This window comes from Kribbella sp. CA-253562, assembly GCF_050942265.1.
Lineage (GTDB): Bacteria > Actinomycetota > Actinomycetes > Propionibacteriales > Kribbellaceae > Kribbella.
In genome coordinates this window covers 7730382-7752566 of sequence record NZ_CP192049.1, presented here as the reverse complement: position 1 = coordinate 7752566, position 22185 = coordinate 7730382, and the positions used below count along the sequence as shown (strand labels likewise).

23 protein-coding genes and 1 pseudogene are annotated in these 22185 nt (G+C 69.2%); 13 read left to right on the top strand and 11 right to left on the bottom strand.

Going from position 1 to position 22185, the window contains the following annotated elements; genetic code table 11:
• Positions 1 to 32: 32 nt before the first annotated feature.
• Genes ACQPXM_RS36890 through ACQPXM_RS36880 form a run of 3 tightly spaced genes read left to right on the top strand, consistent with a single transcriptional unit; the run spans position 33 to position 4113 of the window.
• On the top strand, positions 33 to 1496 hold the full coding sequence (locus ACQPXM_RS36890) for an NADH-quinone oxidoreductase subunit M (protein ID WP_432951156.1): 1464 nt from the start codon (positions 33 to 35) through the stop codon (positions 1494 to 1496).
• Positions 1493 to 3094: an NADH-quinone oxidoreductase subunit NuoN gene (gene nuoN, locus ACQPXM_RS36885; RefSeq protein ID WP_432942622.1), complete on the top strand. Its 1602-nt coding sequence runs from the start codon at positions 1493 to 1495 to the stop codon at positions 3092 to 3094. The genes ACQPXM_RS36890 and nuoN overlap by 4 nt, the downstream gene beginning before the upstream one ends.
• Entirely contained in the window at positions 3091 to 4113 is a 1023-nt protein-coding gene (locus tag ACQPXM_RS36880; protein ID WP_432942621.1) for a polyprenyl synthetase family protein, read from the top strand. Before nuoN ends, ACQPXM_RS36880 begins: the two co-directional genes overlap by 4 nt.
• A 24-nt stretch (positions 4114 to 4137) precedes the next feature.
• Here the strand turns inward: ACQPXM_RS36880 and ACQPXM_RS36875 are convergent, their stop codons facing one another.
• The 3 genes from ACQPXM_RS36875 to ACQPXM_RS36865 form a co-directional block, all read right to left on the bottom strand.
• Entirely contained in the window at positions 4138 to 4746 is a 609-nt protein-coding gene (locus ACQPXM_RS36875) for an AAA family ATPase (RefSeq protein ID WP_432942620.1), read from the bottom strand.
• Positions 4747 to 4824: 78 nt separating this feature from the next.
• A complete protein-coding gene (locus ACQPXM_RS36870; protein WP_432942619.1) occupies positions 4825 to 5280 on the bottom strand; it encodes a cupin domain-containing protein in 456 nt (151 codons plus the stop codon).
• Positions 5281 to 5350: 70 nt separating this feature from the next.
• Complete coding sequence (locus tag ACQPXM_RS36865) at positions 5351 to 5833, bottom strand: RrF2 family transcriptional regulator (RefSeq protein WP_432942618.1); 483 nt, start codon at positions 5831 to 5833, stop codon at positions 5351 to 5353.
• Positions 5834 to 5899: 66 nt separating this feature from the next.
• Here ACQPXM_RS36865 and ACQPXM_RS36860 point away from each other — a divergent pair, with 66 nt between their 5' ends.
• The gene (locus tag ACQPXM_RS36860; protein WP_432942617.1) at positions 5900 to 6640 is read left to right on the top strand and encodes a DUF899 family protein; all 741 of its coding nucleotides are present in this window, start codon (positions 5900 to 5902) and stop codon (positions 6638 to 6640) included.
• Between the two features lie 80 nt (positions 6641 to 6720).
• Here ACQPXM_RS36860 and ACQPXM_RS36855 read toward each other — a convergent pair whose 3' ends face one another.
• From ACQPXM_RS36855 to ACQPXM_RS36845, 3 genes and pseudogenes are all read right to left on the bottom strand, one after another.
• Positions 6721 to 8790 carry a PhoX family protein gene (locus ACQPXM_RS36855; protein WP_432942616.1) on the bottom strand — a complete coding sequence of 690 codons (2070 nt, stop codon included), beginning with the start codon at positions 8788 to 8790 and terminating at the stop codon, positions 6721 to 6723.
• Between the two features lie 135 nt (positions 8791 to 8925).
• Positions 8926 to 9477: an EamA family transporter gene (locus tag ACQPXM_RS36850; protein WP_432942615.1), complete on the bottom strand. Its 552-nt coding sequence runs from the start codon at positions 9475 to 9477 to the stop codon at positions 8926 to 8928.
• Positions 9473 to 9790 (bottom strand): annotated as a pseudogene (locus ACQPXM_RS36845) (EamA family transporter); the annotation flags it as partial. The gene ACQPXM_RS36850 and the pseudogene ACQPXM_RS36845, both read right to left, overlap by 5 nt.
• A gap of 163 nt (positions 9791 to 9953) precedes the next feature.
• Between ACQPXM_RS36845 and ACQPXM_RS36840 the strand changes: the two are divergent.
• Positions 9954 to 10706 carry a sugar phosphate isomerase/epimerase family protein gene (locus tag ACQPXM_RS36840; protein WP_432942614.1) on the top strand — a complete coding sequence of 251 codons (753 nt, stop codon included), beginning with the start codon at positions 9954 to 9956 and terminating at the stop codon, positions 10704 to 10706.
• Between the two features lies 1 nt (position 10707).
• Here the strand turns inward: ACQPXM_RS36840 and ACQPXM_RS36835 are convergent, their stop codons facing one another.
• On the bottom strand, positions 10708 to 12120 hold the full coding sequence (locus ACQPXM_RS36835; RefSeq protein WP_432942613.1) for a hypothetical protein: 1413 nt from the start codon (positions 12118 to 12120) through the stop codon (positions 10708 to 10710).
• A complete protein-coding gene (locus ACQPXM_RS36830) occupies positions 12117 to 12695 on the bottom strand; it encodes a SigE family RNA polymerase sigma factor (protein WP_432942612.1) in 579 nt (192 codons plus the stop codon). The genes ACQPXM_RS36835 and ACQPXM_RS36830 overlap by 4 nt, the downstream gene beginning before the upstream one ends.
• A 200-nt stretch (positions 12696 to 12895) precedes the next feature.
• On the opposite strand from ACQPXM_RS36830, the gene ACQPXM_RS36825 reads away from it, so the two are divergent.
• Complete coding sequence (locus ACQPXM_RS36825; RefSeq protein ID WP_432942611.1) at positions 12896 to 13663, top strand: D-Ala-D-Ala carboxypeptidase family metallohydrolase; 768 nt, start codon at positions 12896 to 12898, stop codon at positions 13661 to 13663.
• A 12-nt stretch (positions 13664 to 13675) separates the two neighbouring features.
• Here ACQPXM_RS36825 and ACQPXM_RS36820 read toward each other — a convergent pair whose 3' ends face one another.
• A complete protein-coding gene (locus ACQPXM_RS36820) occupies positions 13676 to 14329 on the bottom strand; it encodes an HAD family hydrolase (protein ID WP_432942610.1) in 654 nt (217 codons plus the stop codon).
• Positions 14326 to 15477, bottom strand: a complete 1152-nt coding sequence (locus ACQPXM_RS36815; protein WP_432942609.1) for an alpha-hydroxy-acid oxidizing protein — start codon at positions 15475 to 15477, stop codon at positions 14326 to 14328. Before ACQPXM_RS36815 ends, ACQPXM_RS36820 begins: the two co-directional genes overlap by 4 nt.
• Before the next feature lie 89 nt (positions 15478 to 15566).
• Between ACQPXM_RS36815 and ACQPXM_RS36810 the strand changes: the two genes are divergently transcribed.
• From ACQPXM_RS36810 to ACQPXM_RS36785, 6 genes are all read left to right on the top strand, one after another.
• Positions 15567 to 16766: an MFS transporter gene (locus ACQPXM_RS36810; protein WP_432942608.1), complete on the top strand. Its 1200-nt coding sequence runs from the start codon at positions 15567 to 15569 to the stop codon at positions 16764 to 16766.
• A gap of 66 nt (positions 16767 to 16832) precedes the next feature.
• Positions 16833 to 18080, top strand: a complete 1248-nt coding sequence (locus ACQPXM_RS36805) for a DUF445 domain-containing protein (RefSeq protein WP_432942607.1) — start codon at positions 16833 to 16835, stop codon at positions 18078 to 18080.
• Positions 18081 to 18146: 66 nt separating this feature from the next.
• Entirely contained in the window at positions 18147 to 18488 is a 342-nt protein-coding gene (locus tag ACQPXM_RS36800) for a helix-turn-helix domain-containing protein (protein ID WP_432942606.1), read from the top strand.
• Positions 18485 to 19354 carry an ImmA/IrrE family metallo-endopeptidase gene (locus ACQPXM_RS36795; protein ID WP_432942605.1) on the top strand — a complete coding sequence of 290 codons (870 nt, stop codon included), beginning with the start codon at positions 18485 to 18487 and terminating at the stop codon, positions 19352 to 19354. The genes ACQPXM_RS36800 and ACQPXM_RS36795 overlap by 4 nt, the downstream gene beginning before the upstream one ends.
• On the top strand, positions 19351 to 19974 hold the full coding sequence (locus tag ACQPXM_RS36790; RefSeq protein ID WP_432942604.1) for a hypothetical protein: 624 nt from the start codon (positions 19351 to 19353) through the stop codon (positions 19972 to 19974). The genes ACQPXM_RS36795 and ACQPXM_RS36790 overlap by 4 nt, the downstream gene beginning before the upstream one ends.
• Complete coding sequence (locus ACQPXM_RS36785; RefSeq protein WP_432942603.1) at positions 19975 to 20187, top strand: hypothetical protein; 213 nt, start codon at positions 19975 to 19977, stop codon at positions 20185 to 20187.
• On the opposite strand, the gene ACQPXM_RS36780 is transcribed toward ACQPXM_RS36785, so the two are convergent.
• On the bottom strand, positions 20120 to 21571 hold the full coding sequence (locus tag ACQPXM_RS36780) for an MFS transporter (RefSeq protein WP_432942602.1): 1452 nt from the start codon (positions 21569 to 21571) through the stop codon (positions 20120 to 20122). The genes ACQPXM_RS36785 and ACQPXM_RS36780 overlap by 68 nt on opposite strands.
• A 97-nt stretch (positions 21572 to 21668) precedes the next feature.
• Between ACQPXM_RS36780 and ACQPXM_RS36775 the strand changes: the two genes are divergently transcribed.
• Entirely contained in the window at positions 21669 to 22169 is a 501-nt protein-coding gene (locus ACQPXM_RS36775; RefSeq protein WP_432942601.1) for a CGNR zinc finger domain-containing protein, read from the top strand.
• The last annotated feature ends 16 nt before the right edge of the window (positions 22170 to 22185 follow it).

The following is a 22185-nucleotide window of genomic DNA, read 5'->3' as shown; positions in this document are numbered from 1 at the left end:
TGCTCCTGCCGTTCGTGGGAGCCCTGGTGACGATGGCGGTGCCCAAGGCCAACGGCCTGCTCGCCAAGCGGGTGTCACTGGTCTTCTCGCTGCTCACGCTGGTGCTGACCCTGGTCATTGCCGTCGGCTACCACCGCAACGGTGCGGCGGACTACGCGGAGTCGCACACCTGGATCGAGGCCTTCGGCGCGCACTGGGCGCTCGGCCTGGACGGGGTCGGGCTGGTGCTGGTGGTGCTCACCGCGCTGCTGACCCCGATCGTCCAGCTCGCTTCCTGGAACGACGCGAAGGACGGTCGCTGGAGCGAGAAGTCCTTCTTCGCCTGGATCCTCGCGCTGGAGGCGCTGTCGCTGGGCGTGTTCGCGGCCACCGACGTGTTCCTGTTCTACGTGCTGTTCGAGGCCACGCTGATCCCGATGTACTTCCTGATCGGCGGCTTCGGTGGCGTGCAGCGCTCGTACGCCGCGGTGAAGTTCCTGCTCTACTCGCTGCTCGGCGGTCTGCTGATGCTCGCCTCGGTGGTCGGCCTGTACGTGCTGTCGGCCAAGAACGGCGACCCGTCGTACTTGCTGACCGACCTGGTCAAGCTCGACATGTCGCAGAACACCGAGCGCTGGCTGTTCCTCGGCTTCTTCTTCGCCTTCGCGGTGAAGGCGCCGATGGTGCCGTTCCACACCTGGCTGCCGGACGCCGCCGCCGAGGCGACGCCGGGCACGTCGGTGCTGCTGGTCGGCATCCTGGACAAGATCGGCACCTTCGGGATGATCCGGTTCTGCCTGGGCCTGTTCCCGAACGCGTCCGAGTGGGCCACCCCGGTCGTCCTCGTGCTGGCCCTGATCAGCGTCCTGTACGGCGCGCTGGTGGCGATCGGCCAGACCGACATCAAGCGGCTGATCGCCTACACCTCGATCTCGCACTTCGGCTTCATCGTGATGGGCATCTTCGCGCTCACCTCGCAGGGGCTGACCGGGTCGACGCTCTACATGTTCAACCACGGCCTGTCCACGGCGGCGCTGTTCCTGGTCGCCGGGTACCTGATCTCGCGCCGCGGGTCGGCGCGGATCGCCGACTACGGCGGGGTCGAGAAGGTCGCGCCGGTGCTGGCCGGGACGTTCCTGTTCGCCGGCCTGTCCAGCCTCGCGCTGCCCGGGCTGTCGCCGTTCATCAGCGAGTTCATGGTGCTGGCCGGAACGTTCAGCCGGCACAAGGTGATCGCCGTGATCGCGGTGCTCGGTATCGTGCTGGCCGCGCTCTACATCCTGATCATGTACCAGCGCCTGATGACCGGGCCGGTCCGCGACGGGATCGAGAAGCTGAAGGACCTGAACTTCCGCGAGGTGTTCGCGATCGCACCGCTGGTGCTGCTGATCGTCGGCTTCGGTTTCTACCCCAAGCCGGTGGTCGACATCATCAAGCCGGCGGTGGAGTCGACGATGCAGCTGGTGGGCGTCAGTGACAAGGCCCCTGAGATCCCCGTGACGGAGGGACAGAAGTGAGTGCAGTGCTGACGGCGCAGGTTCTGCCGCTGGCGGACTTCGTCGCGCCCAAGATCGAGTACAACGAGCTGATGCCGTTGTTCGTGGTCTTCGGCGCGGCCTGCCTCGGCGTACTCGTCGAGGCCTTCCTTCCGCGGACCTGGCGGCACCTGGTCCAGGTCGCGCTCGCGATCGTCGGCGTGGTGGTGGCCGGCGTCCTGACCGTGCTGCTGATGGCCGACGACAAGAAGCTGCTCGCGGCGCAGGGTGCGATCTCGGTGGACGGCCCCGCGCTGTACACCTGGGTGATCCTGCTGGCGCTGACGCTGATCAGCCTGCTGCTGTTCGCCGAGCGGTCGGTCGACGGAGGCCTGTCGGCGTTCGCCGGCCAGGCGGCCGCCGTACCGGGCAGTGAGGCCGAGCGCGAGGGCACCGCGGCGAGGGTCGAGCACAGCGAGGTCTTCCCGCTGACGATGTTCGCGATCGGCGGCATGATGCTGTTCGCGTCGGCCAACGACCTGCTGCTGCTGTTCGTCGCGCTCGAGGTGTTCTCGCTGCCGCTGTACCTGCTCTGTGGGCTGGCCCGGCGCCGCCGGCTGATCTCGCAGGAAGCCGCGATGAAGTACTTCCTGCTCGGCTCGTTCGCCTCGGCGTTCCTGCTGTTCGGCATCGCGCTGCTCTACGGGTACGCCGGCACGATGTCGCTCGGCGGCATCGCCGACGCGCTGGCCACCAAGACCGGTGGCGACGCGATCCTGCTGGCCGGCACCGGCCTGCTCGGGGTCGGCCTGCTGTTCAAGGTCGGCGCCGTGCCGTTCCACTCGTGGACGCCGGACGTCTACCAGGGGGCGCCGACGCCGGTCACCGGGTTCATGGCGGCCTGCACCAAGATCGCCGCGTTCATCGCGTTGATGCGGGTCTTCTACGTCGCCCTCGGCGGCACCCGCTGGGACTGGGCGCCGATGATGTGGATCGTCGCGATCCTCACCATGGTGGTCGGCTCGATCGTCGCGATCACCCAGACCGACGTGAAGCGGATGCTCGCCTACTCCTCGATCGCGCACGCCGGCTTCCTGCTGACCGCGTTCATCGGGCTGGCGCAGGCCGGCAGCGGCGTGCTGAACGGGATCACCTCGACCCAGGCGGTGCTGTTCTACCTGGTCACCTACGGTTTCCCGACCATCGGCGCGTTCGCCGTGGTCACGCTGGTGCGCGACGCCGGCGGCGAGGCGACCCACCTGTCGCGGTGGGCCGGGCTGGGCAAGAAGTCGCCGCTGCTGGGCGGCATCTTCGCCTTCTTCCTGCTGTCGTTCGCCGGGATCCCGCTGACCGCCGGCTTCACCGGCAAGTGGGCCGTGTTCACCGCGGCCTGGACCGGTGGCGCCTGGCCGCTGGTCGTGGTCGCGGTGCTGTGCAGCCTGGTCGCCGCGTTCTTCTACGTTCGCGTGATCGTGCTGATGTTCTTCTCCGACCTGCCGGACGACGCTCCGGACGTGGTGCTGCCCGGGTGGCAGACCACGGCCGCCGTCGCCCTGGGTCTCGCCGCCACGGTGGTGCTCGGTCTGGTTCCCGGACCGATGCTCGACCTGGCGGCCCGTGCGGGTGAGTTCATCCGTTGAGTAAGACTCCGCAGCCGGCGCAGAGCCTGGGATTCGCGTTCGCCGACGAGGCGCTCGAGTCCCGGGTCCGTGCTGGGCTGGAACGGGTCGAGCAGGCGCTGCGCGACTCCACCCAGTCCGAGGCGCCGTTCGTCACCCAGGCGGCCCAGCACGTCATGGTGGCCGGAGGCAAGCGCTTCCGTCCGCTGCTGGTCCTGCTGGCGGCGGAGTTCGGGCCCCGGCCCGACGCCCGCGAGGTGGTCGACTCGGCCGTCGTGGTCGAGCTGACCCACGTCGCGACGCTGCACCACGACGACGTGATGGACGAGGCCGCGCTGCGCCGGGGAAGCTCCACGGCGAACGCGGCCTGGGACAACTCGGTCGCGATCCTGGCCGGCGACTGGCTGTTCGCCAAGGCGTCGGACCTGGTCGCGTCGCTCGGGCCGGAGGCGGTCCGGATCCAGGCTCGTACCTTCGGCCGGCTGGTCGAGGGCCAGATCCGGGAGACCCTCGGCGTCGGTGAAGGCCAGGACCCGCTGGCCCACTACCTGTCGGTGGTCGCGGACAAGACCGGCTCGCTGATCGCGACGTCGGCGCTGTTCGGAGCCCGGTTCGCCGGTGCTTCCGACGAGATCCAGGAAGCCCTGCGGGCCTTCGGCGAGGAGATCGGCGCGGCCTTCCAGCTGGCCGACGACATCCTCGACGTCACCTCGGAGTCGGGCCAGTCCGGCAAGACTCCCGGGACGGACCTCCGCGAGGGTGTCCCGACCCTGCCGGTACTGATCTTCCGGGCCCAGGCCGATCCGTCGAAGCCTGAGGACGCCCGGCTGCTCGAGCTGCTCGACTCCGACCTGACCGACGACGCCAAGCTCGCCGAGGCGCTGGCCGCCCTGCGGGCCCACCCGTCCCTGCAGCAGGCCGAGGACGACGTACGCCGCCGGGCCGACGACGCCCGTAAGCTGCTCGCCGATCTGCCCGAAGGTGTCCCGAGGTCCGCCCTCGAGTCCCTCTGCGATCTGGTCGTCACCCGCTCGGTGTGAGCCTGCGACCTCCCGGCTGGCGTGTCATGCAGCCGGAAGGAGCTCCGGCCGGCCTTCGAACGTGATCTTCTCCAGCTGGTCGGCCTGACCCCGGCTCAGCACGAGCGCGGACACGGCCCCCGGCACCACCGAGCTGGGATCCTCGGCGGCCTGCTTCACCAGCTCGGGCCAGCGGCGACTGTGCTTGAGCATGCTGCCCGCCCGCACCACCCGGCGCCGATCCTGTTGTCCGCGCCGGGCGATCTCCTCCGGTACGTCGAGCATGATCAGGTGCACCGCCAGTCCGGCGCTCCGGGCCGCTCGGCCGATCAGCTGCCGGGCCCAGGGCCGCGTCGCGCAGTCGTGCACGACCAAAGGCCCGCCGCGACGCATCGCCCGCAGTACAAGCACGTAGTACGACAGGTGCAGTACCGGCCGCCACCACGCGTACGGGATGCCGCCGAGCGCCGGTCGCCACCGCTCGCGAACAACCTCGGAGTCGAGCACCCACGTCGTCTCCCCCGGAAACAGCCGCCGCAACAGCGTGCTCTTGCCCGCCCCGGGAATCCCCGCCAGCACCACCACGGACCCAGCCGGATACCGCAACTCCGACGCCGCCACCCGCCGGGACTCCACCACCATCGAACCTGCCACGGAAGCTCCCTTCGCCCCTTTCCACGATGGTGGCGCACCGCACTGAGAACTTCCTTGGAATCAACTGAGAGTGACTTTCTACCGGCCGGCCCAGGTGGAGCTGTCGACGTAGTGGTTGTCGTAGGTGTCGCTGGTGGTGGCGAGTACGGCGGGGTCGGTGTCGCCGCGGTAGACGCCTTCGAGTAGGCGGTAGTAGTCGAAGCGGGGCTTGGCGTGGGTGAGGACGAAGAGGACCTCGGTGACCTCGTCGCCGGCGGCTTCGAACGCGTGCGGGGTGTTCGGGGGGACGACGAGGAAGTCGCCGGTGTGCAGGGTGATCAGGTCGTCGCCGGTGAGGACGCGGAGGTTGCCGGTGAGTACGTAGAACAGTTCGGAGGCCTCGCGGTGCAGGTGCGGGGGAGCGCCTTCCTTGCCGGGCTGGAAGACCGAGCGGTGGCTGGTCAGGTGGCCGTTGGTGGCCGGGGTGTCGGCGAGCAGCGTGACTCCGCTGGCGGCGAGGACCTCGGCGTCGGTGGCGCGGACGAGAACGGTCATGGTGAACTCCTATTATTGTTGATGTTGAATATCCAGAATTGAGGGCTGAAACAACGCCGCTTGGCCGTGTTCAGGACTTGAGGTTGGCGAACCAGGTGCGGGTGTTCTCCGGCGTCTGCGGGAAGGTCTGCTCGACCTCGGCGACGATGTCGGCGATCGTGCGCGCGGCCAGTTCCCGCCGGTAGACCAGCTCGGCGCGACGCATCGAGCTCGCGACCAGGCAGGTCTTGCGGTAGTCGGCCGTCGGATCGGCGCCCGGGCCGTCCTTGAGGATCTCGGTGCAGCGGAACGCGTCCTCCGCGCCGTCGATCGCGACCACGACGTCCAGCAGGGTGATGTTCTCCGGCTGCCTGGCCAGCTGGAAGCCACCCTTCGGGCCCGAGGTCGACGACATGATGCCGGCCCGGGCGAGCGCCTGGAGCTGTTTGTTCAGGTACGCCGTGGGCAGGTTGTAGAAGGCGGCGAGCCTCTTCGCGGTGACCGTCTCACCGGGGATCCAGCACAGGTTCACACAGCTGTGCAGGGCCCACTCGACGCCCTCGTTCATCTTCATAACCTAGATAGTAGATATCCAGAATAGGTGTGTCAAGGACGGCCGGGCGGCTCCGACGTCCCAGGTATGACAGAGAACCCGAGCTACCCACCGATCGTTGACCGCACCACGTTCCAGGAGGAGGTGGACCGACTTCGCGCCCGCGAGAAGGAGCACACCAGACAGGGCGACGCGATCGCCGCGGCCCGGCGACGCCTGCCGATGGTCGAGGTCGATCCCCAGCTCGAACTGACCGGGCCGGACGGACCGACCACCCTGCTGGACGCCTTCGAGGGCCGCCGCCAGCTGATCGCGTACTTCTTCATGTGGCACCGCGGCCACCCCGCCGCCGAGCAGTGCGAGGGCTGCACCTGGTGTACGACCCACGTCGCGGAGCTGTCGTACCTGCACTCGCGCGACATCACCTTCGCCGTCTTCTGCCAGGGCCCGTACGACGAGAGCCGGCGCTACCGCGACTTCATGGGCTGGACGATGCCCTGGTACTCCGCCGAACCCTCGACGGCCGAGCTGCTGGTCGGCCGGACGGTCGGGATGATGCATCTGGTCTGCTACGTCCGCGACGGCGACCGGGTCTTCGAGACGTACTGGACCACCCGCCGCGGCGTGGAGATCATGGACAACAGCTACTCGCTGATGGACCTGACCGTGTACGGCCGTCAGGAAGTGCAAGAGGAGTCGCCGGAGGGCTGGCCGCAGCCGTGGGGCACCGACGCCCGCCCGGACTTCCATACCATCGACGGCCGGCCGATCGCCCAGTGGTCCCGGGTCGAGGTCGGCCGGCCGGACGATCTCGGCACCGGCGGCTGATCAGTGGCCGAAGGCATCTCCACAGGACAGCCAGGGACCGGCCGTCCCCCAGGGACGGCCGGTCCGGTGACCGCGCGGAATCAGCTGCCTACGCGTCCGTTGTCCTTGCGCCACACGCAGGAGATCGCCGGCCGCGGGTAGTTGTGCGTGTGCGGCCAGGTCGACGACGGCTTCTCGAACGTCGCGTCGTCGGTCTCGCCCGGGTGCTGGACGGCGACGAACGCGGTCTTGTCGTCCTCGCTGATCAGCGGGCCGCAGGCCTCGGCCGCGAACGGCACGGACAGGAACTGCTTGACCTGACCGCGCTTCGGCCCGGCGACCGGCACGGTGAAGATGCCGTCGTTGGAGCCGAGCACGTTGCCGTCGGTGGAGATCCACAGGTTGCCGGAGCCGTCGAAGGCGACGTTGTCCGGGCAGGAGATCGGGCTGACCTTCGACTTGTCGTAGCCGCCGAAGTAGGTCTCCTGCGCGGCCGGGTCGCCGCAGACCAGGAACAGGGTCCAGAAGAAGCCGGTCTTGGCCGCGTCGTCGCCCTCCTCGGTGAGCTCCAGCACGTAGCCGTTGCGGTTGCCGGACTGCTCGACCAGCGGACCGCCGAGCGTCGCGCGGGTGTGCGACTTCGCCAGCGGGTTGGCCTCGTCGACCGCGAACGTGCCGCCGCGGTTGGAGTTGTTGGTCATCGCGGCGTACACCCGGCCGTTGACCGGGTTGCGCTCGATGTCCTCGGGCCGGTCCATCCGGGTGGCGCCCACCTTGTCGGCGGCGATCCGGACGTCGATCAGCACGTCGGCGACCGACATGCCGTCGATGAACGACTTCTTGTCCGAGGTGAGCGGGATCCAGGTGCCGGTGCCGTCGTACAGGCCGTCCTCGGCGCCGTCACCGGTGAACTTGGCGACGTACAGCGTGCCCTCGTCCAGCAGGCCGAAGTTGCGCTTGCGGTTGTCGGGGTCGTACTTGCCGGTGGACACGAACTTGTAGACGTACTCGCCGCGCTCGTCGTCACCGAGGTAGACCGCGATCCGGCCGTCGGCGGTGATCGTGGTGGTGGCGCCCTCGTGCTTCATCCGGCCGAGCATGGTGAGTTTGCGCGGCGTGGCCTGCGGCTCGTACGGGTCGACCTCCACGATCCAGCCGGTGCGGAACGCCTCGGTCGGGTTCTTGGTCAGGTCGAAGCGCGGGTCGACGATGCTCCACTCGCGGGCCGACTTGGTCACCGTCGTCGGTACGCCGTACCGCTTGTAGCTGGTGGCGTACTGTGCCGGGACCGCGCCGCTGACGTCGAAGTAGCCGTTGAAGTTCTCCTCGCCGGACAGGATCGTGCCCCACGGGGTGACGCCACCGGCGCAGTTGCCGAAGGTGCCGTAGGCAACCTTTCCGACGCGGGCGTCGGCGGCGGCCGGGCCGGACACGTCGAACTTCGTGGTGGCGGTGATCCGGCGGTTGTAGCGGCTGCCCTGCTTGTCGCGGCGCCACTGGCCGCTGCGGCCGACGCGCTCGATCTGGACCACCGACATGCCGTGCGCGGCCAGGCCGATCTTGGCGACCGTCTTGGCGTCGTACTTGCCGGTCGGCAGCATCAGGTTCTCGTCGGTGTACTCGTGGTTGCAGACGAGCAGCGCCTTCCGCTCGTCGCGCAGCGGCACGACCATCGTGTAGTCGTTGTTGTAGCCGAACTGCTTGGCCTGCGCCTCGGGCGTCTGCCGGTTCACGTCGAAGCGCGGCGCGCCGTACTCGACCGGGTCGCCCCAGGCGATCACGACGGACTGCTCGTAGCCCTTGGGCACGACGATGTCGTCCTTGCGGTTCGGCGGTACGACGCTGTGCGTCAGCTCGCCCTGCGGGCCGCCGAAGCCCGGGAAGGCGCCGTTGCCGCGGCCGCCGCTGGCGGCGGTGGAGAAGTCGGCGGCGGCGGGCCGGTTCACGGCCAGCGTGGCGACGCCGGCGACAGCGGCGCTCGCGACACCCGCCTTGAGCATGTTGCGCCGGGAGAACGCGGTCTGCAGGACGGTCTGGATGTGCTCGTTGCCGGAGGTGTTCGGCTCGGCGTGGTCGCACTGGTTGGCGCACTTCAGCTCGCAGGTGCGGAACGACCTGGACCCGTGGCGGGTGCCGATCTGACTGATCAGCGGGAGGAACTTGGGGCTCACTTCGGACTCTCCGGTGCTCGCAGGAAAGGTTCGGCAGTCGCCGCGAGGCTAGGGATCCGAAGCGGAAGCGGGGTGAAGGTCAGATGAACGTCACGAGGCTTAGGTTGACCTCAGTAGCCAACAGCATCCGAACCGTCACACAGCGGAAGCGGCGACGTCCGGGGTGACCACGCGACGGCGGCGGGCGAGCCCGTCCCAGGTGAACAGCACCAGTGCGATCCAGACCAGTCCGAACCCGGCCCAGCGCATCGACGACATGTGCTCGTGGAACAGCGTCACCCCGACCACGAACTGCATGATCGGCGCGATGTAGTTGAGCAGGCCGAGCGTCGTCATCGAGATCCGTGTCGCCGCCGACCCGAACAGCAGCAGCGGTACGGCGGTGATCGGGCCGCTCAGCAGCACAATCGCCAGGTAGCCCAGCCCGTGGCCGGTCACCGTCGAGTGCCCCTGCAGCGCCATCACCACGATCGCGATCACCGCGACCGGCGCCATCGTCGCCGACTCGACCGCCATGCCCTCGACCGCGCTGGCTCCGGCCTTCTTCTTGACCAGCCCGTAGAAGCCGAACGAGAAGGTCAGTGCGAGTGCGATCCACGGCGGCCGGCCGGCCTCGATGGGTGAGACCGACCACGGCGACGAACGCGATCGCCAGCGCGGTCCACTGGATCGCCCGCAGTCGCTCACCGAGCACGAAGACACCGAGCAGGACCGTGAACAGCGGGGTGATGAAGTAGCCGAGCGAGGTCTCGACGACGCGGTTCTGCTCGACGCCCCAGATGTAGACGCCCCAGTTGACCGAGATCAGCACCGCTCCCGCGGCCAGCGGCCAGCGCCGGCGCGGGTCGGCGAGGATCGCGCGGACCTGCCCGTAGTGCCGCAGTACGACGACCAGCAGGGCGATCGAGATCAGCGACCAGACGATGCGGTGGGCCAGCAGTTCGATCGCGCTGGAGTGGTCGAGCAGTCGCCAGTAGAGCGGGAAGAGCCCCCACAGCACGTAGGCGGCGAAACCCTGGAGGAACCCTCTGCGCTGCTCCGACACGTCGCGAGCCTATGCCCTGAAGTCAGGGTCATCCAAAGACTTTGCTCATGACGTGAGATCGGCGCCGGACCGGCATTGGTGCGATGCGGTTGGATGGACCTGAGCACAGGAGGCGCATGTGGGTGTGAGGACCGGTCTGGTCTCGGTGACGTTCCGCCAGTTGGCCGTCGAACAGGTCGTCGACGTCGCCGCGCAGGCGGGGCTGGCGGCGATCGAGTGGGGCGGCGACGTGCACGTGCCACTCGGCGACCTGGCCGCCGCCCGGAAGGCGCGGGCGCTCTGCGAGGACCGCGGGCTGGCGATCGCGGCGTACGGGTCCTACCTGCGGGCCGGCAGTGTCGACCGCGAGGAGATCCGCAGCGCGGTGACGACCGCGTCCGAGCTCGGCGCACCCAGGATCCGGGTCTGGGCCGGCACGGTCGGTACGGCGGAAGCCGGCGTCGGCGACCGGATGGCGGTGACCCGCGGCCTGGCGGAGCTCGCCGACGTCGCCGCCGGGGCGGGCATCGAGATCGCGATGGAGTTCCACCGCGGCACGCTGACCGACGAGGTGGACTCCACCATCACACTGCTGCTGGATGTCGGCGCGCCCAACCTCACGACGTACTGGCAGCCGCCTGTGGATCTGGACGACACGACCTGCCTGCAGCAGCTCGAGGCGCTGATGCCCTGGCTGAGCACGGTCCACGTCTTCTCCTGGTGGCCGTCGAACAACCGCCTCCCGCTGTCCGGCCGCGAGTCCCTGTGGCGCCCGGTCCTGAAACGCCTGGCCGCCGAGCCGCGGGAGATCAACGCGCTGCTCGAGTTCGTCGCCGACGACTCGGTCGACCAACTCGCCACCGACGCGGCCAACTTGCACGCCTGGGTCTGAGCTATTTGACGGGCGTGTAGACCGCGAGGATCAGCTTGCCCTTGGTGGGGGTGCCCTGGGTGATCTTGAGGGTGACGGTTCGGGCAGGTCCCGCCCAGTGGCCTTCGGTGGCGAGGCCCCAGCTCGTGGTGATGGTCCCGCCGTGGTCGGTGCTGAGCATGCCTTGACCGGAGAGGCCGTCGAGCGTGCCGGTGATGTTGTTCTTGCCGAGGCTCGAGCTGCCGTAGGCGACCAGGAAAGGGCTGTTCTCCGGCGTACGGACTGACGCCTGCCGGGTCCGGGTCGCGTCGACGGCCTGGACCTCGCTGAGCTGGTAGGTGGTGCCGAGGTACTCCGTGCGCTCGTCGAGCGCGACGTCGTCGTAGGTCCGCTGCGGGCCCTTCTCGTAGACGGAGAGGGCGAGCCGGGCGCTGGGCACGACTACCTCGCGGCCGGCCTTGTCGGTCAGGGTGGCGGTGACGTTGACGGTCTCGCCAGGCTTGCCGATGCCGGCGAAGCCGCTACTGCCGGTGCGGCCGAGGTCGGTGGACTCAGCGGAGCAGCCGGACACCCGCTCCACACCGTTGATTCGCACGACCATCTGGTAGGGGGAGTCGGTCACGAGGTCGTTCGCGGTGCAGAAGTCGTGGATCACGATCGGCCGGCCGGTTGCGGTGTAGCTGGCCGAAAGGCGGTTGACCCCGGGTGCGCCGGAGGCCGCGGCGGCCAGAGTGTCGCCGCCCACCTTGGCGCGGAAGAGCAGGCCGTTCTCCTCGCGGTCGCCCGGACCCCGCGTGGGTGTCGCGTCGGTCGCGCCTGGGAGTGGGTCGCGATGACCGGCCCGGTAGATGCCGATGCCGAGCTGTGCGCTGCTCGACTCGGCCACCTTGCCGTCGTTGTCGGTGAGCTGGACGGTGACGGTGGTGACCTGGTTCAGCGGTACGTCGAGCCACACCGGGTTGTCCGCGCGGATCAGGCCGGAGTCGTCCGGGGTGATCCGGTCGACCGAGCACGGGCCCGAAGCGGCGTTGCGGCCGCCGATCTGTACGGCGTACCGGGTCTCGCCAGGGGCGGCGCAGTACGGGTGGATCACGATGTCGCGGGTGGTCGGGGTCCAGCTGAAGCTGCCGCGGGTCTCGCCGATGTTGCCGACCCAGGCCTGGTCCAGCCGGTCGGTGCCGACCGCGCCGCTGATCGTGACCGAGTCCTTGACGTAGTCGGGCGGGATGCTGTCGGCGGGTTCGGGAGCGCTGCTGATCAGACTGGGCGCCACAGCGATGCCGAGGGCAACGATCGCGGCGAGCGCGGTGACCGAGCCGGCGACGCGGCGGCGCTTGGTGGTCCGGATCCGGCGCCGTACGCCGGGCAGCAGGTCGGGGGTCTCGACGGTGTCGGCGCGCTGGGAGAGTTCGTCGCGCAGGTCGGTGAGATTCATCGCGAGGTCTCCTCGTCGGCGAGGTCGGCGGAGCGAGCAGGGGTGCGGCCGGCGGATCGGGGCGTCGAGGAGGCGGCTCGGGGGACGACCGCGTGGTCGGGCTCGACCAGGTTCGGGTCGAGGCGGAGCTTCGCGAAGGCCTTGCTGGTCTGGCTCTTCACCGTGCCGGCGCTGCACCCGAGGATGCGAGCGGTCTCGGCCTCGCTCAGGTCCTCGTAGTACCGCAGTACGACGACCGCGCGCTGCCGGCGGGGGAGTTGCTGCAGCGCGCGCCACAGATCAGTCCGCTCGGCAGCGAGGCCGTCGGGGCCGGCGGACTCGGGCAGGTCCTCGGTCGGCTGCTCCCCGTTCCATCGGCGTCGCCACCAGGTGGAGTAGGTGTTGACCAGAACCTTGCGCACGTACGGCTCGGGATCGCCGCCGTCGATTCGCGACCAGGCGAACCACGCCTTGGCCAGCGCGGTCTGCAGCAGGTCCTCGGCCAGCGCGTGGTCCTGGGTCAGCAGATAGGCGGTCCGCAGCAGTCTGCCGGACCGTGCGAGCACAAACGCGTCGAAACTGTCCGCACCGGTCACCGATCGCCCCGTTTCGCCGGCACGCACAGTGAGCGTGCTCTCATCGATGGTCACATGATGGCTGACCAGTCGGCACGAAGGATTGGTTGCCTGTTGGTCAGAAAGTTCCCGCTGAGCTCTGGTCAAGCGGCAGATGATGACGCAAAACTGTCCGTGACAGCGCGCTTACCGCCCCGAATCGCGTCCCCGGAGGTTCTCCGATGTCCGTTCGCACCTTCCTGTCCAAACCCCTGCCGAGGGTCCTCGCGATCCTGGCCCTGTTCGCGGCCGTCGCCGGTACGGCGGTCACCACCCAGGTCGTCACCGCGACCAAGGCGCACGCCGACGCCTGCTACACCTGGAACCGCACGCTCAGCGAGGGTGCCAGCGGTGAGGACGTCCGCCAGTTGCAGATCCGCGTCGCGGGCTATCCGGGCTACGGCGGTCACCTGTCCACCGACGGCGCCTTCGGCCCGGCCACCAAGGCGGCGGTGACCCGCTTCCAGCAGGCCTACGGGCTCGGCGCCGACGGCATCGCCGGCCCCGCGACGTTCAGCAAGCTCTACTCGCTGCAGGACGACGACTGCACCCCGATCCACTTCACCTACGCCGAGCTGGACGACGGCTGCGGCGGCTCCGGCTGGGACGGCGGTCCGTTGTCCGCGGCGGCGACCAAGGCGAACGCGCTGCAGACCATGTGGCAGCTGGAAGCGATGCGGCACGCGCTCGGCGACCAGCCGTTGACGGTCACCAGTGGCTTCCGCAGTATTCCCTGCAACAACTCCGTCGGCGGAGCCAGCAACAGCCAGCACCTGTACGGCCGCTCGGCCGACCTGGTCGGCGTCCACTCGCTGTGCACGCTGGCCAAGCAGGCCCGCAACCACGGCTTCGGCGGCATCTTCGGGCCGGGCTACCCCGGCCACAACGACCACACCCACGTCGATATCCGGACCAGCAACTCGTGGTCCGCTCCCACCTGCGGGATCTGAGAACGCGCTGGCTCAGCTGGCCTTCACCAGCTGAGCCAGCGTGATCCCCGCGGCGCGATCCAGATGCTCGGCGGCCAGCCCGGCCGCCCGGGCGCCGAGCACGTCCAGCTCGAAGTTGTCGCCGATCATCAAGGTGTCGGCCGGTTGCACGCCCAGCTCACGGCAGGTGGCCAGATACGCCTCGGGCGTGGGCTTGCCGCACCCGAGCGTCTCCGAGGTCGCCACCACGTCGACCAGCGGCGCGAGGCCGATCGCGGCCAGCTTCGCGTTCTGCTGGACCGTGCTGCCGTTGGTCAGTACGCCGATCCGCCAGCCGTTGCCTCGGGCAACCTCCAGCGCGGGCCGCGCGTCCGGGAAGGCGGCCCAGCTCGCCCGGTAGTGCGCCAGGTAGCCGTCGAAGATCTCGTCGAGCTCGGCCTCCTCGGTCGGCACCGGGCGGCCCAGCACCGGCAGGAAGGCCCGCAGCCGCGCCCGGCGCTGGCCCTGATGGGTCAGCCGTCCCTCCAGCCAGGCGTCGAAGCTGACCCGCTCGATCGCGAACCACTCGGCGACCAGGTCGTCAGACCATGGCACGCCCAGCTCGGGCACCCACTTGGTCAGCCCCGTGATCGCGGACGTGGTGTGGTCGAACAGCGTGTCGTCCAGGTCGAACACGACCGCCTTCACGCCGGCACCACCGAGTCGCGGTTGAGCTCCCGGTGGTTGGCGTAGCCGGACAGCGCGAGCGTGAGATCGAGCTCGGCCAGGAAACAGCGCAGTACGTGCTCGACCCCTGCCTGGCCGGCCAGCGCCAGCCCGTACAGCAGTGGACGGCCGAGCAGCACAGCCTTCGCCCCGAGGGCGAGCGCCTTCGCGGCGTCGGCCCCCGTCCGTACGCCGGAGTCGAACAGCACCGTGACCTGCTCGCCGACCGCGTCGGCGATCGCGGGCAGCGCGTCGAGGGAGGCGATCGCGCCGTCCACCTGGCGGCCGCCGTGGTTGGACACGACCAGGCCGTCCACGCCGTGCTCGGCGGCCAGCTTCGCGTCGTCGACCGAGGTGATGCCCTTCAGCACGATCGGGCCGTCCCAGTTGTCGCGCAGGAACGACAGCTCGTCCCAGCCGAGCCCGACGTTCGGGAACATCTGCGCCCAGTGCATCACCGCCGCGCCCGGGTCCTCGGCGACCGGCTTGGCAAGCTTCGCCTGGAACGCCGGATCGGTGAAGTAGTTCGCGAGCCCCTCGCCCTTGAGGAACGGCAGGAAACCCCGGTCGAGATCGGCCGGCCGCCACCCGATCGTGCCGGTGTCCAGCGTCACCACCAGTACGGCGTACCCGCGGTCCTTGGCGCGCTGCAGGAAGCTCAGGCACACGTCCCGATCGGTCGGCCAGTACAGCTGGAACCACTTGCTGCCGGCCTCGATCTGCTCGAACGAGTGACTCGCCTGGGTCGAGTGCGTGTAGGTCAGCCCGAGCGCATCAGCGGCCCGGGCGGTCGCCAGTTCGCCGTCGGGATGGGCGAGAGTCTGTACGCCGACCGGCGCGACCAGCACGGGCGCGGGCATCTTCGTGCCGAGCACGGTGCAGGACAGGTCGCGCTCGGTCGACCCGCGCAGCATCCGCGGCACCAGCCGCCACCGTTCGAAGGCGGTCAGGTTGGCCCGCGCCGTCGAGCCGCTGCCCGCGCTCGGCACGATGTAGCCCATCGCCTCCGCCGAGAGCGACGCCGCTGCCTGCGACTCCAGCCGGGACAGGTCGGTGGTGATCTCGGGCCGAGTGTCCTGGAACATGCCCTGCACGTAGATCGCCAGCTGATGATCACCGAAGTTGGCCATGCCGGATGTTTTCACGAACCGGGCGGCCGCGGCACGGACGGATTCGGCGGCGTCGGCGGCGGATGTCACAATCAGGCGTGAAAAGTTCGATGACTCCTGACACCCGCGCCCCGCACGTCGGCGCCGCGTTGTTCGCGCTGGCGATCGGCGGCTTCGCGATCGGGACGACCGAGTTCGTCACGATGGGGCTGCTGCCGCAGATCGCGGACGGGGTGGACATCTCGATCCCGACCGCCGGGCACGTGATCTCGGCGTACGCGGTGGGGGTGGTGGTCGGGGCGCCGGTGATCGCGGCGCTCGGGGCGCGGACCGGCCGGAAGCGGTTGCTGCTCGGGCTGATGGGCGTCTTCGTGCTCGGCAACGTGTTGTCGGCCGTGGCGACCAGCTACGAGATGCTGATGGCGGCGCGTTTCCTGTCCGGGGTGCCGCACGGCGCGTTCTTCGGGATCGGGGCCGTGGTCAGCGCCTCGCTGGTGCCGGCCAACCGGCGGGCCTGGGCGGTGTCGATGATCATGGTCGGGCTGCCGATCGCGAACATCGTCGGCGTTCCCAGTACGACGTTGCTCGGACAGCGGTTCGGCTGGCAGTTGCCGTTCCTGCTGGTCGCGGGGCTCGGGCTGCTCACGCTGGTGGCCGTGTGGTTCTGGGTGACGCCGCAACCGGTCGGCAGCGACGTGAACGTGCGCAGCGAGTTGAGCGCGCTGGCCCGGCCGCAGGTGTGGATGGCGCTGCTGGTCGGCATGGTCGGCTTCGGCGGGATGTTCGCGACGTACACGTTCATCACGCCGACGATGACCGAGCTGGCCGGCTTCAGTGAGGGCGCGGTGACGATCGTGCTGGCCGTGTTCGGCGTCGGCATGACCGGCGGCACGCTGGTCGGCGGCCGGCTCGCCGACCGCGCCCTGATGCCCAGCCTGTACGGCGGTCTGGTGGCGATCACGATCATGCTCGCGGCCTTCGGCTGGCTCGCGCACACCAAGCCGACCGCGTTGTTCGCGGTGTTCGCGCTGGGCTTCTCCTCGAGCATCCTGATCCCGGCGCTGCAAACCCGCCTGATGGACGTCGCGCACGAGGGTCAATCGCTGGCCGCCTCGCTCAACCACTCGACGCTGAACGTCGCCAACGCGCTCGGCGCCTGGCTCGGCAGCGTCGTACTGGCCGCCGGCTACGGCTACGAGTGGCCCAGCCGCCTCGGCGCCGGCCTGGCGATCCTCGGCCTGGGGCTGGCGATCACCTCCGGCCTGATGGACCGCCGGACGACGAGGCTCGCCGCGCCGGTCGCCCGGTAGCCCCTCAGGGGTAAACCCGGCGGTTTCCTGACCGCGTCGTCACCGGGGACTTGGTTGGATGGGGACATGGCGACGATGACCCTGAGCGGTCCGGACCTGGTACGGCAGCGCGGACTGCGGCAGATGCGGCTGGTCGCGCTCTCCCTGCTGGTACTGGCCGCGATCGTCTACATCCTGACCCTGCACCGCGACGGCGCCTGGGGCTACGTCAACGCGGCGTCCGAGGCGGCGATGGTCGGTGCGCTGGCGGACTGGTTCGCGGTCACCGCGCTGTTCCGGCATCCGCTCGGCCTGCCGATCCCGCACACCGCGATCGTGCCCACCCGCAAGGACAGTCTGGCCGAGAGCCTGGAGCAGTTCGTCACCGAGAACTTCCTGTCCGAGGAAGTGGTGGCCGGCAAGATGGCCTCCGCCGCGGTGAGCCGCCGGGCCGGTGAGTGGCTGGCCGACGGCAACCACGCCGAGCGGATCGTGGCCGAGGGCGCCCGGACCGTCGGCGCCGTCCTGCCCAAGCTCGGCGATGCCGACGTCACCGCCTTCGTCCGGGGCTCGCTGCTGCCGCGCTTCGCGCAGGAACCACTGAGCCCGATCGCCGGGCACTTCCTGGAGTCGGTGGTCGACGACGGCGCCCACCACGCGTTGCTCGACCTGGTCTTCGACGAGGCGTACGAATGGCTGCGCGACAACCGCGACGTACTCGCCGAAGTGGTCGGCCCGCGCGCTCCCCGCTGGTCGCCGCGCTGGGTCGACTCGCTGGTGATCGACCGGATCCACCGCGAGGCACTGGCCTGGCTGGGCGGCATCCGCAACGACCCGAACCACGCGGCCCGCCAGGCGATCGACCGGCTGCTCGGCCAGTTCGCAGCCGATCTGCAGCGCGACCCGGAGATGATGGAACGCTTCGAGGCGTTCAAGCGCCGGATGCTCGAGCACCCCGACCTCGCCCCCAGCCTGACCGCCGTCTGGGACGCCGTCCGCACGGCCCTGATCGACGCGATCGCGGACCCGATCAGCCCGCTGCAGACCCGCGCGGTCCAGGCGATCAAGGAGCTCGGCACCCGCCTGCAGACCGACGAGCCGCTGCGCGCCAAGGTCGACGCCCGCGCCGCCGAAGCCGTCGGCTACGTCGTCCGCACCTACGGCAGCGAGATCGTCTCGGTCATCTCCGACACCATCGAACGCTGGGACGGCCGCGAGGCCTCCGCCCGGATCGAACTGCACGTCGGCCGCGACCTGCAGTTCATCCGCATCAACGGCACGGTCGTCGGCGCCCTGGTCGGCCTGATCATCCACACCGTCAGCCAGGTGCTCTAGCGGTGATCGCTGCCCCGCGACCTGTACATCGTGTAAACTGAATCAGGACGAGGGGAAGTGATTCAGATGGCGCAGCAGACGACTTCCGCCGATCGAATCGCCGAGGCACGCGAGGCAGCGCAATTGACTCAGCGGCAGCTTGCCGCCAGATCCGGTATCGCGCAGGCCACTCTGTCGCGGATCGAGCAGGGGCTGCGGCCGGCCAAGATGGGCGAGATCGTTGCACTCGCCTGGGCTCTCGGATGCACGGTGGATGAACTGACGGGGTCGTCGGTGGTGAAGGGGCGGCTCGAGTGCGCCGCTCGCGCGACTGATCAGTCGGGCATGGAGACGATGCGCCGCGAACTGAGCCACTACCTGGAGCTCGACGCCTACCTCGAAGACCAAGGGATCCCGTCACAGATATGACCGTTGAGGACCAGGGGCGCGTCCGAGCTGAGAAATTCCGAAAGGAACACAAGCTCGGGCACGTCCCATTGCCAGATCTGGTCAGTCTCATCGAGCTGACTCAGCAGATCGACGTCGCGGTGCTCGGGGCTGATCGGGACGAGCACGGTCTGTCGATGCGCGACCCGGTGCGCGGTGTGGTGGTGGTAGCCGTCGCGCAGACTCCCCATCCGATGCGCCAGCGCAGCACCCTCGCACACGAACTGGCGCACGTGCTGTTCGGCGACTTCGCGCCGCCGAAGGCCGGTGACTGGGACGCCAGGAGTCCTGAAGAGGTTCGAGCAGATGCCTTCGCCCGCCACTTGCTGGTGCCTCTGCGCGGTGTTGAGGAAGTGCTTGCCCACGGCCGGACTGTCGAGACCAGCGACGAGGTGTCGGTGCGAGATCTCTCGGTGCTCGTGCAGCGGTTCAAGGCCTCGCCGAGTCTTGTTGCCATCCAGCTTCGCCAGGCGGGTCTGATCGACGACGCTCGTAAGAGTGAGTGGATGAAGTTGTCGACCAGGACACTCGCCTCGCGGTTCGGCTGGTCAGACCTGTACGCCGGTTGGCAGCAGGAGGCGACAACACGCCGAGCCCCCCAACGACTTTTGTCCAGAGCGATCCAGGGCTATGTGGCGAACACAGTTTCCCTGCAGGCAATCGCCCGCTTGCGCGGTCTGCCGGTCGAGCGGATCGCCGCTGAGCTGGAAGCCGCCGGTATCAGCCCGGAGCCGGTCGAGCCGGTGGGCCCACCCCCGCTGCCGGAGGATCGTCCCGACACCGATTTCGGCGACCTCGATGCCCTGGATGCCGAAGCAGCCACGACGCCGGGAGCCTCGGACGAATGACCGGTCCTGTCATCGTTGACGCCGGACCCGCCCTCAACTTCTTCTCGATCAACCAGGAACGCCTGCTCATCGATGCCGTCGGCAAGCTCTCTGTTCCCGAAACGGTCGGCGACGAGATCAGGCGCAAGGCTCGCCAGGACGGTCGGTTCGCAGTCGCTGCAGAGGTCTGGCAGAAGCTGGCGAGGTCTCAGTGGCTCGATGTTCTCGACGACACTGTCACGCCTGCGCTCGAAGCTGCCGTGCAGCGAATCACGAATGTTCCGATGGCTGAGCGGCTGAAGCAGGCCAAGGACTTGGGCGAGATTCTGGTCCTCGCCCACGCGGCCGTCTGCGCCGAGAGTGGAGTGGACGTCGTCGTACTGATCGATGACGGAGGCGGTGCGAAGCTTGCCGCGATCGAAGCGAGCAGGCTTCACCGACTCCGGGGACTCGGGCGTTCGGCGGGAACTCTCAGTCTCCTGAACACCCCACTCGTTCTGGAACGTGCAGCGGGCCGGAAGTATGTTCCTGACCGGAAGGCGATGCGCCAGATCTATTCGCGGCTGCGAGCGCTCGACGACGGGTTGGTCGACATCAAACAGACCGACCTGCTGAACAAACGCGTGTGGGGTGAGGAGTAGATGTCCGAGCAAACCGAGTTCACGCCGCGGATCGGCAAGGTGGCCAACCGTGAATTGGCGCTCAACGGGTACACGACCTACGAGTCGTTGACCCACGTCAGCACCAAGCAGTTGCTGGCGATTCACGGGATCGGGCCGAAGGCGATCAGGATTCTCGACGAGGAACTGACGGCTCGGGGACTGCGGTTCGCGGGCGGAGAAGGACCGCGGTGACCGCTGCGGCGACCAGGAGGGCGGCGGCGCCGAGAGCTTCGGCGAGCTGGTAGCCCTGGAGATAGGCGGTGGTGGCTGCCGGGTCCTGAGGGGTGTGGCCGGGGGCGCCGCTGCCGGGGGAGCTGTGCCGGTAGACGGCGAGCACGATGCTGCCCAGGCCGGCGATGCCCAGGGCGCCGCCGAGTTCGGCGCTGGTTTCCACCAGGGCCGAGGTGGTGCCGGCGCGTTCCGGGGGTGCGGCCGAGACGGTCAGGTCCGTGGCCATCAGGTAGACGCCGGCGAGTCCGACGGAGAAGACCACGAAGCCGGTCACCATGATCCACAGCCGGCCCGGCTGGATCTGGGTGAGCAGGCCGAAGCCGGCCGCGCTGATCAGCAGACTCCCGGCCAGCCCGTACGCCGTACTGACGCGTGCCGCGACCAGTGGAGCCGACAGTGACCCGAGCAGGTAGGCGATGGTGCCCGGCAGCGAGACCAGGCCGGCTTCGAGCGCGGACAACCCGAGCACCAGCTGCAGCAGTTGCGCGGTGATGAACTGGGTGCCGTACAGCACGAAGAAGATCAGGCCGAGCACCACCAGCGGCCCGCTGAAGCCGATCGATCGGAACAGCCGCAGCTCGATCATCGGCCGGGCCAGCCGTTGCTGGCGGCGTACGAACCAGACGGCCAGGGCGATCCCCAGCAGCACGATCACGCCGTACGCCGGTCGAGGGCCGCTCTCGGCGATGCGCTTGAGCCCGTAGACGACGGCGAGGACCGCGGCCAGGGACAGCGCCGCGCTGCCGAGGTCGAGCGGCGGCCGATCGGCGCCGCGGTACTCCGGAAGCAGGAACGGCCCGGTCGCGAGCAGCAGAAGCATCACCGGTACGGCGACGAGGAACACCGAGCCCCACCAGTACCGGGTCAGCAGCAGCCCGCCCACCACCGGTCCGGCCAACCCGCCGAGCGCGAAACTCGCGGTCCACACGCCCAGCGCGGTCCGCCGTTGCCGGGGGTCGGCGAACATCGTGCGGATCAGCGCCAGCGTCGACGGCATCAGCGTCGCACCAGCGACGCCGAGCAGGACCCTGGTGGCGATCAGCATCCCTGGGCTCACCGCGAAGGCAGCCAGCACGGAGGCCGCGGCGAAAACACTCGCGCCGATCAGCAGCAGGCGGCGTCGTCCGAACCGATCGCCGACCATGCCCATCGTGATCAGCAGCCCGGCGACCACGAACACGTAGCTGTCGACGATCCACAGCTGCTGTGATCCGGTCGGCCGCAGGGTCGCGGTGAGCTGCGGCACCGCGAGGTTGAGCACGGAGGCGTCCATCGACACCACCGAGCAGGGCAGCGCGAGCACTGCCAGTCCGGTCCAGTCCCGCAGGGTCGCGCGCATCCTCATCACCACTTCCGTAACGCCATGAATGAGTTTCTGACGTTACGACGATCGGCGCGACTGTGCAACGCCATGAGTGTCTTCAAGGCGTTACACTGCAGGAATGGACGTCGAACCGTTGGCGCCGGAGACGGTCGTGGCGCTGGTGAACGGCTGGGGATCGACCCCGCGCGCGGAAGGCGCGCGGGTCGACTGGCCGGCGGAATCCGATCTGCCGGACTGGGCGCCGGTCGACTCCGCCGAGCTGCAGCGAATCGCCGACCTGTTGTTTCCGATCTTCGCCACCGCGGCCACGGCGGACCGCGCGGACCAGCTCGCCGAACTCCTCAGCCGGACAGAGGTCCTGCCGACCGTCCGCACCGAGGGGGAATCCGTGGCCGCCACCTGGACCGTGAAAAAACCACAGAACGCGCTGCCGGCCGCGGCGGCCCTGGCTCTTCGGCAGCAGCTCGCCGAGCACGATCCGGCCCGCGTCGGCACCTGCGCCGCCGACGGCTGCGCTGACGTCTACATCGACGTGTCGGCCCGCGCCCATCGCCGGTTCTGCTCGGTCACCTGCCAGAACCGGACCCGCGTCGCCGCCTTCCGCCGCCGTACCAAATGACGGCGGCGGAGAGCAG

Bases quoted from the DNA above. Each gene is read 5' to 3' on its own strand.
- ACQPXM_RS36865 (WP_432942618.1), bottom strand. From the start codon at position 5,833: ATGAAGATGAACGAGGGCGTCGAGTGGGCCCTGCACAGCTGTGTGAAC.
- ACQPXM_RS36825 (WP_432942611.1), top strand. From the start codon at position 12,896: ATGTCCGTTCGCACCTTCCTGTCCAAACCCCTGCCGAGGGTCCTCGCG.
- ACQPXM_RS36790 (WP_432942604.1), top strand. From the start codon at position 19,351: ATGACCGGTCCTGTCATCGTTGACGCCGGACCCGCCCTCAACTTCTTC.
- ACQPXM_RS36775 (WP_432942601.1), top strand. From the start codon at position 21,669: ATGGACGTCGAACCGTTGGCGCCGGAGACGGTCGTGGCGCTGGTGAAC.
- ACQPXM_RS36805 (WP_432942607.1), top strand. From the start codon at position 16,833: ATGGCGACGATGACCCTGAGCGGTCCGGACCTGGTACGGCAGCGCGGA.
- ACQPXM_RS36835 (WP_432942613.1), bottom strand. From the start codon at position 12,120: ATGAATCTCACCGACCTGCGCGACGAACTCTCCCAGCGCGCCGACACC.
- ACQPXM_RS36795 (WP_432942605.1), top strand. From the start codon at position 18,485: ATGACCGTTGAGGACCAGGGGCGCGTCCGAGCTGAGAAATTCCGAAAG.
- ACQPXM_RS36890 (WP_432951156.1), top strand. From the start codon at position 33: ATGGCGGTGCCCAAGGCCAACGGCCTGCTCGCCAAGCGGGTGTCACTG.
- ACQPXM_RS36780 (WP_432942602.1), bottom strand. From the start codon at position 21,571: ATGAGGATGCGCGCGACCCTGCGGGACTGGACCGGACTGGCAGTGCTC.
- ACQPXM_RS36800 (WP_432942606.1), top strand. From the start codon at position 18,147: ATGGCGCAGCAGACGACTTCCGCCGATCGAATCGCCGAGGCACGCGAG.
- ACQPXM_RS36860 (WP_432942617.1), top strand. From the start codon at position 5,900: ATGACAGAGAACCCGAGCTACCCACCGATCGTTGACCGCACCACGTTC.
- ACQPXM_RS36870 (WP_432942619.1), bottom strand. From the start codon at position 5,280: ATGACCGTTCTCGTCCGCGCCACCGACGCCGAGGTCCTCGCCGCCAGC.
- ACQPXM_RS36815 (WP_432942609.1), bottom strand. From the start codon at position 15,477: ATGGCCAACTTCGGTGATCATCAGCTGGCGATCTACGTGCAGGGCATG.
- ACQPXM_RS36810 (WP_432942608.1), top strand. From the start codon at position 15,567: ATGACTCCTGACACCCGCGCCCCGCACGTCGGCGCCGCGTTGTTCGCG.
- ACQPXM_RS36785 (WP_432942603.1), top strand. From the start codon at position 19,975: ATGTCCGAGCAAACCGAGTTCACGCCGCGGATCGGCAAGGTGGCCAAC.